The 14,795-nt window shown below is 48.5% G+C and carries 14 protein-coding genes; 11 read left to right on the forward strand and 3 right to left on the reverse strand.

Annotation, left to right across the window (positions count from 1 at the left end):
* Positions 1–19: 19 nt before the first annotated feature.
* Together LG381_RS01800 and LG381_RS01805 are read right to left on the reverse strand one after the other, a co-directional pair.
* Positions 20–910 carry a substrate-binding domain-containing protein gene (locus LG381_RS01800; RefSeq protein WP_137325782.1) on the reverse strand — a complete coding sequence of 297 codons (891 nt, stop codon included), beginning with the start codon at positions 908–910 and terminating at the stop codon, positions 20–22.
* A gap of 35 nt (positions 911–945) precedes the next feature.
* Positions 946–1,800 carry a tagatose bisphosphate family class II aldolase gene (locus tag LG381_RS01805; protein WP_085460260.1) on the reverse strand — a complete coding sequence of 285 codons (855 nt, stop codon included), beginning with the start codon at positions 1,798–1,800 and terminating at the stop codon, positions 946–948.
* A 340-nt stretch (positions 1,801–2,140) separates the two neighbouring features.
* Between LG381_RS01805 and LG381_RS01810 the strand changes: the two genes are divergently transcribed.
* The 9 genes from LG381_RS01810 (at position 2,141) to LG381_RS01850 (ending at position 9,456) form a co-directional block, all read left to right on the forward strand.
* Positions 2,141–2,971, forward strand: coding sequence for a DeoR/GlpR family DNA-binding transcription regulator (locus LG381_RS01810; protein ID WP_000987962.1), 831 nt, complete (start codon positions 2,141–2,143; stop codon positions 2,969–2,971).
* A 31-nt stretch (positions 2,972–3,002) separates the two neighbouring features.
* Positions 3,003–3,938 (forward strand): sugar kinase, encoded by a 936-nt coding sequence (locus LG381_RS01815; protein WP_137325799.1) that lies wholly within the window; start codon positions 3,003–3,005, stop codon positions 3,936–3,938.
* Between the two features lie 92 nt (positions 3,939–4,030).
* Positions 4,031–4,273: a YhdT family protein gene (locus LG381_RS01820; RefSeq protein WP_000381170.1), complete on the forward strand. Its 243-nt coding sequence runs from the start codon at positions 4,031–4,033 to the stop codon at positions 4,271–4,273.
* Positions 4,263–5,714, forward strand: coding sequence for a sodium/pantothenate symporter (gene panF, locus LG381_RS01825; RefSeq protein ID WP_225761955.1), 1,452 nt, complete (start codon positions 4,263–4,265; stop codon positions 5,712–5,714). Before LG381_RS01820 ends, panF begins: the two co-directional genes overlap by 11 nt.
* Before the next feature lie 11 nt (positions 5,715–5,725).
* On the forward strand, positions 5,726–6,607 hold the full coding sequence (gene prmA / locus LG381_RS01830) for a 50S ribosomal protein L11 methyltransferase (RefSeq protein WP_119178463.1): 882 nt from the start codon (positions 5,726–5,728) through the stop codon (positions 6,605–6,607).
* 328 nt (positions 6,608–6,935) lie between these two features.
* Positions 6,936–7,901 carry a tRNA dihydrouridine synthase DusB gene (gene dusB / locus LG381_RS01835; protein WP_001219652.1) on the forward strand — a complete coding sequence of 322 codons (966 nt, stop codon included), beginning with the start codon at positions 6,936–6,938 and terminating at the stop codon, positions 7,899–7,901.
* Between the two features lie 25 nt (positions 7,902–7,926).
* Positions 7,927–8,223, forward strand: a complete 297-nt coding sequence (fis, locus tag LG381_RS01840) for a DNA-binding transcriptional regulator Fis (protein WP_000462905.1) — start codon at positions 7,927–7,929, stop codon at positions 8,221–8,223.
* Positions 8,224–8,308: 85 nt separating this feature from the next.
* Complete coding sequence (gene yhdJ / locus LG381_RS01845) at positions 8,309–9,193, forward strand: adenine-specific DNA-methyltransferase (RefSeq protein WP_225761956.1); 885 nt, start codon at positions 8,309–8,311, stop codon at positions 9,191–9,193.
* 83 nt (positions 9,194–9,276) lie between these two features.
* Entirely contained in the window at positions 9,277–9,456 is a 180-nt protein-coding gene (locus tag LG381_RS01850) for a DUF2556 family protein (protein WP_010345321.1), read from the forward strand.
* Between the two features lie 2 nt (positions 9,457–9,458).
* Here the strand turns inward: LG381_RS01850 and envR are convergent, their stop codons facing one another.
* The gene (envR, locus tag LG381_RS01855) at positions 9,459–10,121 is read right to left on the reverse strand and encodes an acrEF/envCD operon transcriptional regulator (RefSeq protein WP_001129497.1); all 663 of its coding nucleotides are present in this window, start codon (positions 10,119–10,121) and stop codon (positions 9,459–9,461) included.
* 397 nt (positions 10,122–10,518) lie between these two features.
* On the opposite strand from envR, the gene acrE reads away from it, so the two are divergent.
* Both acrE and acrF read left to right on the forward strand, forming a co-directional pair.
* Entirely contained in the window at positions 10,519–11,676 is a 1,158-nt protein-coding gene (acrE, locus tag LG381_RS01860; protein ID WP_225761957.1) for a multidrug efflux RND transporter periplasmic adaptor subunit AcrE, read from the forward strand.
* Between the two features lie 11 nt (positions 11,677–11,687).
* On the forward strand, positions 11,688–14,792 hold the full coding sequence (acrF, locus tag LG381_RS01865; protein ID WP_225761958.1) for a multidrug efflux RND transporter permease subunit AcrF: 3,105 nt from the start codon (positions 11,688–11,690) through the stop codon (positions 14,790–14,792).
* The last annotated feature ends 3 nt before the right edge of the window (positions 14,793–14,795 follow it).

Below are 14,795 nucleotides of genomic sequence, written 5' to 3' on the forward strand. Positions count from 1 at the left end.
TGTGAGTTGAAGATGTTTATTATTTACCTGTATAAACGCCGGGTTGTACCGGGATCATTTTTTCTACCGGTTTACCATTGAGATGATCCACAGCGGCATCAATCGCTTTAGCGCCCATTTGATCCGGGTATTGTCGAATCACTGCGGCAAAGGTTTTTTCACTGTCTACGGCATCGCGCGCTTCTTTCATGCCATCAAAACCGATAATTTTGATATTGTCGTTATGCGCAGATTTCGCCGCTATAACCGCTGCCAGTGCGGCATCATCACCAAAACCAAACAGCCCATTCAGGTTGGCGTTTGCCTGCATAATATTTTGTGCCGTCGTTAACGCTTCAGCACGCGTAATACCCGGTTGCTCAGCAACAATTTTAATCTCCGGTGTATCGCTTAACCCTTTTTTAAAACCATCGACGCGCGCAACTACCGATTGCAGTGCCGGGTAAGAAATAATGGCTACAGACCCTTTGCCGTTCAATAGTTTTCCCATTAACTTGCCCGCTTCAACACCTCCCGCGTAGTTATCGGTCGCAACATGCGATACTACCGGAACACCTTCCGCAGCAACATCAACAGTGATAACAGGGATACCAGCTTTGTCGGCTTTAATTATCGCAGCCTGTACACCTTTAGAGTCCACTGGAGATATAATAATGGCATCCACTTTTTTAGTAATAAAATCTTCGACATCTGAAAGTTGCTTATTTAAATCCTGGTTGGCAATAGAAACGCTTAAATTGACATTATCTTTTTTAGCTTCTTCTTTCATTGCATTCGCAAGATCGATATAAAAAGGATGTTGTTGCGTTAATAATGATGCACCAATTTTATACTCTTTTGCTAATGAGCTTTGTGAGAACAACGCCAGACTCACCAACATTGCCGAGCCAAGTAATTTAATATTTTTCATAAACAGTCCTCATTGTTTTTGTAGGGTACAACGTATTAAATTTTTCCTTCACTGCCGCAAACGCCGATAATGCGCGTAACGACTTCCTTCATAGCGGCTTTTGCTGGCTGCATATAATGGCGAGGATCATTCGCCGCCGGATTGTTGTAGAAATATCCTTTTAACGCATCGGCAAAAGCAATTTTCAGTTCTGTCGCAACATTCACTTTGCAGATACCGCTGCGGATACAGTGCTGAATGTCCTGTTCCGATAACCCCGAAGCGCCATGCAACACCAACGGAACATCCACTAACTGACGAATTTGTTCCAGCCGGGCAAAATCCAGACGTGGTTCATTCGCATACAAGCCATGTGCAGTGCCTATTGCTACCGCCAGGGAGTCAATTTGTGTGCGTTGTACAAACTCTGCGGCTGCAACAGGTGAGGTATAAGCCGAATCTTTTTCATCCACCAGCAGATCATCCTCCTGCCCGCCAAGGCGGCCCAGTTCAGCCTCGACGCTGACATCAAGGCTGTGGCAAAACGTAGTGACTTCTTTCACCCGCGCTATATTTTCTTCAAACGGCAGATGAGAACCATCAATCATGACTGAACGAATCCCTGCGCGTACTTTGTTAAAAATATCATCGCGCTCTTCATGGTGGTCGAGATGCAGGACTAATGGCAGGCGGTACTCATGAGCCAGAGATTGTACTAACGAAATTAAACTTCCCACTCCGCCATAACGATAAGTACCGGGTGTTCCCGCCAGCATAACGGGAGAGCGAAGTTGTGCGGCGCTCTCAACGACAACCTGTAATGTTTCAAGGTTATGAATATTGAAAGCGGGGACGGCATATCCCTCTGACTGGGCTTTTTTCAGCATATTTTTGCTTGAAATGATGTACATCGCGGCTCCTGTTTTTCGGCGTTCTTCTTACAAAACGAAGAAAGAGAATTATTACTTTCATTTTGAAAGCAAAGTAGCACAGCAAAAGCGCCAAAAAGCGTGATGCATGTCGAATATCGTCAAAATAACTTACAAGATATAACTAAAGTTGGTTTTTACTTTATAAACGAAACCATCACAAAAATATCTCAATAAAAATATTTCTTATTAATTTCAATAAATTAAATACATTGCGTTGCTGTTTTTTTATCCAATATTTTGTTTTCAAAATGTAGATAACGTTGAAGGGTAACTTTCAAAGAAAAATACAAGGGGCTATAGTGTTACGCATTAAAGGCCAATGATGAGTGTTAACGTGCCGAGAAAATCATCTAACCTACTGAAACGAAGATTAAAAATTGCAGAAATTGTTGCTACCCAGGGTGAAATCAAAGTTGATGACTTATCTGCTCAACTTGGCGTCTCTGGCGTGACAATCCGTGGCGATCTCAGTTATCTGGAGCAACAGGGGTATTTAAAGCGTTCTTTTGGTGGTGCCATTGCGACACCACTCGCCCCTGAACCTGAATCGGCACCACCCATTACGATATTGTCTCTGACCCAACAAATGGAAATTGCGCGGCATTGTGCCCGCCTTATCAGCGATCGTGACACGCTATTTCTTGGACATGGAACAATCTGCCGCAAGATCATTCCATTACTCAGCGAAGTAAAAAAACTGCGTCTGATCACTAACGATCCCGAACATGCGCTGCTGGCAAATCAGTTTATTGATGGCGAAATAATTCTGGCTGGCAGTGAAATGCTGCGCCCTGACACCGCACTGGCGGGAAAACCGCTCGAACAGGCGCTTCAGCATTTCACCATTACCCATAGCATTCTGGAAATCAGTCATCTGGATGCAGATGGTACTCTGAATATCAATACCCCCAGAGTTGCCGCCGCCTGGCAACTCTGTTTTGACAATGCCCAGAATAAGACAGTAATCGTCACTGCCAATACCGATTCATCGACGGCTGCTATCGGACATCTTCATCAGGCAGAAAATGTGATTGTCAGTCGCAGCATGAACGAACGATATCAGCAGCAATTGCAGTCTGCTGATTTCGTTATTCTTTATACCAGCAATGACTGCTTTACCTGGTCCAATCGCGAAAGACTTCAGGAATGAGAGGGGTTTTGTGACAATAACCATCTGCGCTATGGGAGAATTGCTGGCCGAGTTTTTGTCCCGCAACCCACAACAAAAATTCACTCAGCCAGGGGAGTTTATCGGGCCATTTCCCAGCGGCGCACCAGCAATCTTTGCTGCACAGGTGGCAAAATTGTCCCGGCGGGCTATTTTCTTCGGTTGCGTTGGTAACGATGATTTTGGCCGTCTCATTATTGAACGCCTGCGTCATGAAGGTGTCATTACCGATGGTATCCACATAATGAACAATGCTGTAACAGGCACAGCGTTTGTCAGTTATCAAAATCCGCAGAAACGGGATTTCGTCTTTAATATTCCTAATAGTGCCTGCGGTTTGTTTACTGCCGGGCACATTGATAAGGATTTGCTAAGACAGTGTAATCATCTGCACATTGTGGGTTCATCACTGTTCTCATTTCGTATGATCGATGTCATGCGCAAAGCGATAACAACGATCAAATCTGCTGGCGGCACCGTCTCTTTCGACCCCAATATTCGCAAAGAGATGCTGAGTATTCCCGAAATGGCGCAGGCTCTCGATTATTTAATTGAATATACAGATATCTTTATCCCAAGCGAAAGCGAACTCCCTTTCTTCGCCCGTCACAAAAATCTGTCAGAAGAACAGATTATTAGCGATCTTCTCCACGGCGGCGTAAAACATGTGGCGATAAAACGCGCCCAGCGTGGAGCCAGCTATTACCAACTAAAAAACGGGACATTACACGCCCAGCATATTGCAGGCCACGATAGCGAAATCATCGATCCAACCGGTGCTGGCGACTGCTTTGGCGCTACTTTTGTCACTCTTTTCTTGTCGGGTTTCCCGGCACACAAGGCGTTACAATATGCTAACGCCAGCGGCGCACTCGCCGTAATGCAGCAAGGCCCGATGGAAGGGATATCCTCACTGGCTGACATTGAAGACTTTTTGCAACGGCACTGAACGGCAATTTTCTGTCAGATTGTTTTCCCTGCCTGAAGACTTGCCGTAGAATTGCCCGTTTCTCGTATCCCCCCATGAGGAGGACCCCTTCCGTGGACACTCGTTTTGTTCAGGCCCATAAAGAGGCGCGCTGGGCGCTGGGGCTGACCCTTTTGTATCTGGCAGTATGGTTAGTAGCCGCTTACTTACCTGGCGTTGCCCCCGGTTTTACCGGCTTTCCGCGCTGGTTTGAGATGGCCTGCATCCTGACGCCGCTGCTGTTTATTGGACTGTGCTGGGCAATGGTAAAATTTATCTATCGCGATATCCCGCTGGAGGATGACGATGCAGCTTGAAGTAATTCTACCGCTGGTCGCCTATCTGGTGGTGGTGTTCGGGATCTCTGTCTACGCGATGCGTAAACGGAGCGCGGGCACGTTCCTTAATGAGTATTTCCTCGGCAGCCGTTCTATGGGCGGTATTGTGCTGGCGATGACGCTCACCGCAACCTATATCAGTGCCAGTTCGTTTATCGGCGGGCCAGGTGCTGCTTATAAATACGGGCTGGGCTGGGTGTTGCTGGCGATGATCCAGTTGCCTGCGGTATGGCTTTCACTCGGTATTCTTGGCAAAAAGTTCGCGATTCTCGCGCGCCGCTACAATGCGGTGACGCTGAACGATATGCTGTTTGCCCGCTACCAGAGCCGTCTTCTGGTGTGGCTGGCGAGTTTGAGTTTGCTGGTTGCGTTCGTTGGTGCAATGACCGTGCAGTTTATCGGCGGTGCGCGCCTGCTGGAAACCGCTGCGGGTATTCCTTATGAAACCGGGCTGCTGATTTTCGGTATTAGTATTGCGTTGTATACCGCCTTTGGCGGCTTTCGCGCCAGCGTGCTGAACGACACCATGCAAGGACTGGTGATGCTGATTGGCACCATTGTGCTGCTGGTCGGCGTGGTTCATGCTGCTGGCGGCTTAAGCAACGCAGTAGAGACGCTGCAAACCATCGATCCACAACTGGTTACGCCACAAGGTGCTGACGATATTCTGTCACCTGCCTTTATGACGTCGTTCTGGGTGCTGGTGTGCTTTGGCGTGATTGGTCTGCCACATACTGCGGTACGCTGCATCTCTTATAAAGACAGTAAAGCAGTACATCGTGGGATCATCATTGGTACGGTTGTAGTGGCGATCCTGATGTTTGGAATGCACCTTGCCGGAGCGTTAGGTCGTGCAGTGATCCCCGATCTCACCGTGCCGGATCTGGTGATCCCGACGCTGATGGTAAAAGTGCTGCCACCGTTTGCTGCCGGGATCTTCCTTGCTGCACCAATGGCTGCGATCATGTCAACAATCAACGCCCAATTGCTGCAAAGTTCCGCTACGATCATTAAAGATCTCTATCTGAATATCCGTCCGGATCAAATGCAAAATGAGACGCGTCTGAAGCGGATGTCGGCAGTAATTACGTTAGTTCTCGGCGCGTTGCTGCTGCTTGCCGCCTGGAAGCCGCCAGAAATGATCATCTGGCTGAATTTGCTGGCCTTCGGTGGACTGGAAGCCGTTTTCCTGTGGCCGCTGGTGCTAGGTCTTTATTGGGAACGCGCCAACGCCAAAGGCGCGCTAAGTGCGATGATCGTCAGCGGCGTGCTGTATGCCGTACTTGCGACGCTGAATATTCAGTACCTGGGCTTCCACCCTATCGTGCCCTCGTTACTGCTAAGTTTGCTGGCTTTCCTGGTCGGAAACCGTTTCGGTACATCCGTCCCGCAAGCTACCGTTTTGACTACTGATAAATAAAGAGTTTTGCCATGCCTTGGATCCAACTGAAACTGAACACCACCGGCGCGAACGCGGAAGATCTTAGCGATGCGCTGATGGAAGCGGGTGCCGTTTCTATCACTTTTCAGGATACCCACGATACGCCAGTATTTGAGCCGCTGCCGGGCGAAACGCGCCTGTGGGGCGACACCGATGTGATTGGTCTGTTCGATGCTGAAACCGATATGAACGACGTGGTGGCGATTCTGGAAAACCATCCACTGCTCGGCGCAGGCTTCGCGCATAAAATCGAACAACTGGAAGATAAAGACTGGGAGCGCGAATGGATGGATAATTTCCACCCGATGCGCTTTGGTGAACGACTGTGGATCTGCCCAAGCTGGCGTGATGTGCCGGACGAAAACGCCGTCAACGTGATGTTAGACCCAGGGCTGGCGTTTGGTACAGGGACTCATCCAACTACCTCTCTGTGCCTGCAATGGCTCGACAGCCTCGATTTAACTGGTAAAACGGTCATCGACTTTGGCTGCGGTTCCGGCATTCTGGCTATTGCGGCGCTGAAGTTAGGTGCAGCAAAAGCCATTGGTATTGATATCGATCCGCAGGCGATTCAGGCCAGCCGCGACAACGCCGAACGTAATGGCGTTTCTGACCGTCTGGAACTCTACTTACCGAAAGATCAGCCAGAAGAAATGAAAGCCGACGTGGTGGTCGCTAACATCCTTGCAGGCCCATTACGTGAACTGGCACCGTTAATCAGCGTCCTGCCGGTTTCAGACGGTTTGCTGGGCCTTTCCGGTATTCTGGCAAGCCAGGCAGAGAGCGTTTGTGAAGCTTATGCTGACAGCTTCGCACTGGACCCGGTCGTGGAAAAAGAAGAGTGGTGCCGCATTACCGGTCGTAAGAATTAACCTTCGCATCACCGCATGGTGATGCAGAGCAAAGTGCGAGCAAGGTCACAAAAGGCACGTAAATTTGCTGATTATTTACGCAATTTTGCGTGCCAAAATTTTCATTCATAAAGAAAAATTGAGAACTTACTCAAATTTCTTGGAGTGTAAATTTTAGTCACTATTTTCTAATATGATGATTTTTATAAGTAATTATCGCGCCACGCTCATTTTAAATGCAATTCTTTGATCCATCTCAGAGGATTGGTCAAAGTTTGGCCTTTCATCTCGTGCAAAAAATGCGTAATATACGCCGCCTTGCAGTCACAGTATGGTCATTTCTTAACTCATGCGCATCGGACAATATCAGCTCAGAAATCGCCTGATCGCAGCGCCCATGGCTGGCATTACAGACAGACCTTTTCGGACGTTGTGCTACGAGATGGGAGCCGGATTGACAGTATCCGAGATGATGTCTTCTAACCCTCAGGTTTGGGAAAGCGACAAATCTCGTTTACGGATGGTGCACATTGATGAACCCGGTATTCGTACCGTGCAAATTGCCGGTAGCGATCCGAAAGAAATGGCAGATGCAGCACGTATTAACGTGGAAAGCGGTGCCCAGATTATTGATATCAATATGGGTTGCCCGGCTAAAAAAGTGAATCGCAAGCTCGCAGGTTCAGCCCTCTTGCAGTACCCGGATGTCGTTAAATCGATCCTTACCGAGGTCGTCAATGCAGTGGACGTTCCTGTTACCCTGAAGATTCGCACCGGCTGGGCGCCGGAACACCGTAACTGTGAAGAGATTGCCCAACTGGCTGAAGACTGTGGCATTCAGGCTCTGACCATTCATGGCCGTACACGCGCCTGTTTGTTCAATGGAGAAGCTGAGTACGACAGTATTCGGGCAGTTAAGCAGAAAGTTTCCATTCCGGTTATCGCGAATGGCGACATTACTGACCCGCTTAAAGCCAGAGCTGTGCTCGACTATACAGGGGCGGATGCTCTGATGATAGGCCGTGCAGCTCAGGGAAGACCCTGGATCTTTCGGGAAATCCAGCATTATCTGGACACTGGGGAGTTGCTGCCCCCGCTGCCTTTGGCAGAGGTTAAGCGCTTGCTTTGCGCGCACGTTCGGGAACTGCATGACTTTTATGGTCCGGCAAAAGGATACCGAATTGCACGTAAACACGTTTCCTGGTATCTCCAGGAACACGCTCCAAATGACCAGTTTCGGCGCACATTCAACGCCATTGAGGATGCCAGCGAACAGCTGGAGGCGTTGGAGGCATACTTCGAAAATTTTGCGTAAACAGAAATAAAGAGCTGACAGAACTATGTTCGAACAACGCGTAAATTCTGACGTACTGACCGTTTCTACCGTTAACTCTCAGGATCAGGTAACCCAAAAACCCCTGCGTGACTCGGTTAAACAGGCACTGAAGAACTATTTTGCTCAACTGAATGGTCAGGATGTGAATGACCTCTATGAGCTGGTACTGGCTGAAGTAGAACAGCCCCTGTTGGACATGGTGATGCAATACACCCGTGGTAACCAGACCCGTGCTGCGCTGATGATGGGCATCAACCGTGGTACGCTGCGTAAAAAATTGAAAAAGTACGGCATGAACTAATCCAGGTTAGCTAAATGCTTGATTAAAAAGGCGCTACTCGGCATGGGGAAGCGCCTTTTTTATAGGTGTCACAAAGGGAGTGACCATGAGAACAGGATGTGAACCGACCCGGTTTGGTAATGAAGCTAAGACCATTATTCACGGTGATGCGCTTGCCGAGCTTAAAAAACTACCCACCGAAAGCATCGATCTGATCTTTGCCGACCCACCTTATAACATCGGTAAAAATTTTGATGGTCTGATCGAAGCCTGGAAAGATGATCTGTTTATCGACTGGCTGTTTGAAGTAATTGCAGAGTGCCACCGCGTTCTGAAAAAGCAGGGCAGTATGTACATCATGAACAGCACGGAAAACATGCCCTTTATCGATATCCAGTGCCGCAAGTTCTTTACCATCAAAAGTCGCATCGTCTGGTCATATGACAGTTCTGGGGTGCAGGCGAAGAAACACTATGGCTCCATGTACGAACCCATCCTGATGATGGTGAAAGATGCAAAGAACTACACGTTCAACGGTGATGCTATTCTGGTTGAAGCTAAAACCGGTGCGCAACGCGCGTTGATCGATTATCGCAAAAATCCTCCACAGCCTTACAATCACCAAAAAGTACCGGGTAATGTCTGGGATTTTCCGCGCGTGCGTTATTTGATGGATGAATATGAAAACCATCCGACGCAAAAACCGGAAGCATTACTGAAGCGCATTATTCTCGCCTCTTCCAACCCTGGCGATGTCGTTCTCGACCCGTTTGCCGGTAGCTTTACTACCGGTGCCGTAGCCGTCGCCAGCGGGCGAAAATTCATTGGTATTGAGATTAACAGCGAGTACATCAAGATGGGACTTCGACGGCTGGATGTCGTGTCACATTACTCCGTGGAAGATCTGGCGAAAGTGAAAAAAAGAAAGACCGGCAACCTGTCAAAACGAAGCCGGATCAGCGAAGTTGACCCCGATCTCATTGCAAAGTAAAGGAAGTGTAAGCCTGGTTTTCAGATTATTCATTTCGTGTATATTTCCTGCCAGACTTGGTTAAACATGCACAGGCTCAGGTAATGATTCGCAAGTATTGGTGGCTCGTCGTTTTCGCTGTCTCCGTTTTTCTGTTTGATACCTTACTGATGCAGTGGATTGAACTACTGGCAACAGAAACAGACAAATGTCGCAATATGAACTCGGTTAATCCGCTAAAACTGGTTAACTGTGACGAACTGGATTTTCACAATAGAATGTAACTTTATACGATACCTAATTCATTTGTTTTATGAATTAATTTCGTTGTGTTTTCATCTGGCATAAACATTCTTAATACATTATCGACTAATGCGGGTGCTTGTTTATAAAGATCGTAACCCGCTATATTCATTAACCAGTTTTGAACAATACCGCTGAAGGCACCATCAATAATAATCATTACGACGTCTAAGTCGAGGCTTTTAGCTACATACCCTTGTTGCTGACATGATTGCAATACTTCGCGCAGAGTCTGCGGATTAAAGCCCATCTTCTCGCGTATTACTGCCTCTTCCAGCATCTCATCATTAAATTCACATTTGTGATATAAGATTTGTAGTAATGCCTGTTGGCGGGGAATTTCGGCAATATATTGCAAGCCAACAATCAGTTTTTCACGCAATTGCTGGTACGGGTTATGGTCTGACCCTGCCGCCAGTCGCTCCTGGATTAACTCCCGCAATGATGGTTGTTGCAGCCATATCTCATTAAACAGTTGGGTCTTGTTTTCGAAGTGCCAGTAGATAGCGCCACGTGTGACGTTAGCGGCGTCGGCAATGTCGTTGAGTGTCGTCTTGCTTACACCATGCTGCGCAAACTGGGCGATGGCAGTTTCAATCAGTTCTTGCCGGGTCTTCAGGGCTTCGGCTTTGGTTCTTTTTGCCATGATTAATTATTCAGAAAATAAATATATTCGACACAGGATGAGAAAATAGCGAAGGGTAATCTATCACCTAACGCATATTTATACGAGAGGCTAATATTGAGTTGCTATAAATCGTCAAATAATTCAAACCTATCATTTAGCCAATATGCATTCATTTAATGAATGCATATTTCATTTTAAGTGAAAGTAATTCATCTCATTTCAATTAACGGCAAAACAAAACATTAGAATATTAATCTTTTTTTGTGTTTATGTGCCTTAGACGCCAGTATTCATAACTATTCCTTACATCGACGAATGATAATTTGTAGGATAGCGAACTGTATTTTTCTTTCTGCGAGTTAACGCGTTGCCTTTTCGGGTAAATAACGCGCTTTTGGTTTTTTGAGGAATAGTAATGACGAAACATGCCAGGTTTTTCCTCCTGCCCTCCTTTATCCTGTTCTCCGCTGCTTTAATCGCAGGTTGTAACGATAAGGGAGAAGAGAAAGCTCACGTCGGTGAACCGCAGGTTACCGTTCATGTTGTGAAAACGGCCCCGCTAGAAGTTAAGACTGAATTACCAGGCCGCACCAACGCTTTCCGTATCGCTGAAGTTCGCCCACAGGTTAGTGGGATCGTACTGAATCGTAATTTCACTGAAGGTAGCGATGTGCTGGCAGGACAGTCCCTGTACCAGATCGATCCAGCGACCTATCAGGCAAGTTATGACAGCGCGAAGGGCGAACTGGCGAAAAGTGAAGCCGCCGCCGCCATCGCGCATTTGACGGTAAAACGTTACGTTCCACTCGTGGGAACGAAATACATTAGTCAGCAGGAGTACGATCAAGCCATTGCTGATGCTCGCCAGGCCGATGCCGCCGTGATTGCGGCAAAAGCCACCGTCGAAAGCGCCCGAATCAATCTCGCTTATACCAAAGTGACTGCGCCAATTAGCGGACGTATCGGCAAATCTACTGTGACCGAAGGTGCGCTCGTCACTAACGGGCAAACGACCGAACTGGCAACTGTCCAGCAGCTCGATCCTATCTACGTCGATGTTACCCAATCCAGCAACGATTTTATGAGGCTGAAGCAGTCCGTAGTGCAAGGGAATTTGCATAAGGAAAACGCCACCAGCAACGTAGAGTTGGTCATGGAAAACGGTCAAACCTATCCCCTGAAAGGCACACTGCAATTCTCCGATGTGACCGTTGATGAAAGCACCGGCTCCATAACCCTACGTGCCGTCTTCCCTAACCCACAACATACGCTTTTGCCGGGTATGTTTGTGCGCGCACGGATTAATGAAGGTGTACAACCCGATGCCATTCTTATCCCGCAACAAGGCGTTAGCCGCACACCGCGTGGTGACGCAACCGTGCTGATTGTTAACGATAAAAGTCAGGTTGAAGCGCGTCCTGTCGTTGCCAGCCAGGCGATTGGCGATAAATGGTTGATTAGCGAAGGGCTGAAATCTGGCGATCAAGTCATTGTCAGCGGCCTGCAAAAAGCGCGCCCGGGAGAGCAGGTTAAAGCCACTACCGATATCCCCGCAGATACTGCATCGAAGTAAGGCAATCTGACATGGCAAACTTTTTTATTCGACGACCGATATTTGCATGGGTGCTGGCCATTATTCTGATGATGGCGGGCGCACTGGCGATCCTACAATTGCCCGTCGCCCAGTACCCAACCATTGCGCCGCCTGCGGTTTCTGTTTCGGCAAACTATCCGGGCGCTGATGCGCAGACCGTACAGGATACGGTGACGCAGGTTATCGAACAGAATATGAATGGTATCGATAACCTGATGTATATGTCCTCGACCAGCGATTCCGCCGGTAGCGTGACAATTACCCTCACCTTCCAGTCCGGAACCGATCCAGATATCGCGCAAGTGCAGGTGCAGAACAAACTCCAGCTCGCTACGCCGTTGCTGCCGCAGGAAGTTCAACAGCAGGGGATCAGCGTTGAAAAGTCCAGTAGCAGCTATCTCATGGTGGCGGGCTTTGTCTCTGATAACCCAGACACCACACAGGACGATATCTCGGACTATGTGGCCTCTAACGTTAAAGATACGCTTAGCCGCCTGAATGGCGTTGGTGACGTGCAACTCTTTGGCGCACAGTATGCGATGCGTATCTGGCTGGACGCCGATCTGCTGAACAAATATAAGCTGACACCGGTTGATGTAATTAACCAGTTGAAAGTGCAGAACGATCAGATTGCTGCCGGACAGTTGGGCGGAACGCCTGCTTTACCAGGGCAACAGTTGAACGCCTCAATTATTGCTCAGACGCGATTAAAAAATCCGGAAGAGTTCGGCAAAGTTACCCTGCGCGTGAACAGCGACGGTTCGGTTGTGCACCTGAAAGATGTCGCACGGGTTGAACTTGGCGGTGAAAACTATAACGTTATCGCTCGCATCAACGGTAAACCGGCGGCGGGTCTGGGTATTAAGCTGGCAACCGGTGCGAACGCTCTCGATACCGCGAAAGCCATTAAGGCAAAACTGGCGGAATTACAGCCATTCTTCCCGCAGGGAATGAAGGTTCTCTACCCTTATGACACCACGCCATTCGTCCAGCTTTCTATTCACGAAGTGGTAAAAACGCTGTTCGAAGCCATTATGCTGGTATTCCTGGTGATGTATCTGTTCTTGCAGAATATGCGAGCAACGCTGATCCCCACCATTGCTGTGCCCGTGGTGTTGTTAGGGACGTTTGCCATCCTCGCCGCTTTTGGTTACTCCATCAACACACTAACGATGTTCGGGATGGTGCTTGCCATTGGACTACTCGTCGATGATGCGATAGTGGTGGTGGAGAACGTCGAGCGCGTAATGATGGAGGATAAGCTCCCGCCAAAAGAAGCGACGGAAAAATCAATGTCGCAAATTCAGGGCGCACTGGTGGGTATCGCGATGGTGCTGTCAGCGGTATTTATTCCGATGGCATTCTTCGGCGGCTCTACCGGGGCAATTTATCGCCAGTTCTCTATCACCATCGTTTCGGCAATGGCGCTTTCTGTTCTGGTGGCATTGATTCTCACCCCGGCGTTATGTGCAACGCTGCTCAAACCCGTCTCTGCTGAGCATCACGAAAATAAGGGCGGTTTCTTCGGCTGGTTTAATACTACCTTCGATCATAGCGTTAATCACTACACCAACAGCGTCGGCAAAATCCTCGGTTCCACAGGACGATATTTACTGATCTATGCGCTGATTGTTGCTGGAATGGTGGTGTTGTTTTTACGTCTTCCCTCTTCCTTCTTGCCTGAAGAGGATCAGGGTGTCTTTCTGACCATGATTCAGTTGCCCGCTGGCGCGACGCAAGAGCGGACGCAAAAAGTGTTGGATCAGGTGACGGATTACTACCTGCACAATGAAAAAGCAAACGTTGAAAGTGTCTTTACGGTTAACGGGTTTAGCTTCAGCGGCCAGGCGCAAAACGCCGGGATGGCCTTCGTCAGCCTGAAACCGTGGGAAGAGCGTAATGGTGATGAAAACAGCGCGGAAGCGGTTATCCATCGCGCCAAAATGGAATTGGGTAAGATCCGCGACGGTTTTGTCATTCCGTTTAATATGCCTGCTATTGTTGAACTGGGCACGGCAACGGGTTTTGACTTTGAGTTAATTGATCAGGCAGGGCTGGGTCACGATGCCCTAACCCAGGCTCGTAACCAGCTGCTTGGCATGGCGGCGCAACATCCTGGCAGCTTAGTCAGTGTGCGCCCTAATGGCCTGGAAGATACCGCGCAATTCAAACTTGAAGTTGACCAGGAAAAGGCGCAGGCATTAGGCGTTTCGCTTTCTGACATCAATCAGACCATTTCTACGGCGTTGGGCGGGACTTATGTTAACGACTTCATCGACCGTGGCCGTGTGAAAAAGGTTTATGTTCAGGCGGATGCCAAATTCCGTATGCTGCCAGAAGATGTCGATAAACTTTACGTCCGCAGCGCCAATGGTGAAATGGTGCCATTCTCTTCCTTTACCACTTCACATTGGGTGTATGGTTCTCCACGACTGGAACGCTACAACGGTCTGCCGTCAATGGAGATTCAGGGGGAAGCTGCGCCAGGAACCAGTTCCGGCGATGCCATGGCGTTGATGGAAAACCTTGCGTCAAAATTACCTGCAGGCATTGGTTATGACTGGACAGGTATGTCGTACCAGGAACGCTTATCGGGCAACCAGGCTCCTGCTTTGGTGGCAATCTCCTTCGTGGTTGTTTTCCTGTGCCTTGCTGCGCTCTATGAAAGCTGGTCAATACCTGTATCGGTTATGTTGGTCGTGCCGTTAGGGATTGTCGGCGTGCTGCTGGCGGCGACACTCTTTAATCAAAAAAATGACGTCTACTTTATGGTGGGCTTGCTAACGACAATTGGCTTGTCGGCCAAAAACGCTATTTTGATTGTTGAGTTCGCTAAAGATCTCATGGAGAAAGAGGGTAAAGGTGTTGTTGAAGCGACACTGATGGCAGTACGTATGCGTCTGCGTCCTATCCTGATGACCTCTCTCGCCTTTATTCTCGGCGTATTACCGCTAGCTATCAGTAACGGTGCCGGCAGTGGCGCGCAGAACGCAGTGGGTATCGGGGTAATGGGAGGAATGGTCTCTGCAACGTTGCTGGCAATCTTCTTCGTACCGGTGTTCTTTGTGGTGATCCGCCGTTGCTTTAAAGGATAAATC

Source organism: Escherichia sp. Marseille-Q3837 (genome assembly GCF_916618735.1).
GTDB lineage: Bacteria > Pseudomonadota > Gammaproteobacteria > Enterobacterales > Enterobacteriaceae > Escherichia > Escherichia ruysiae.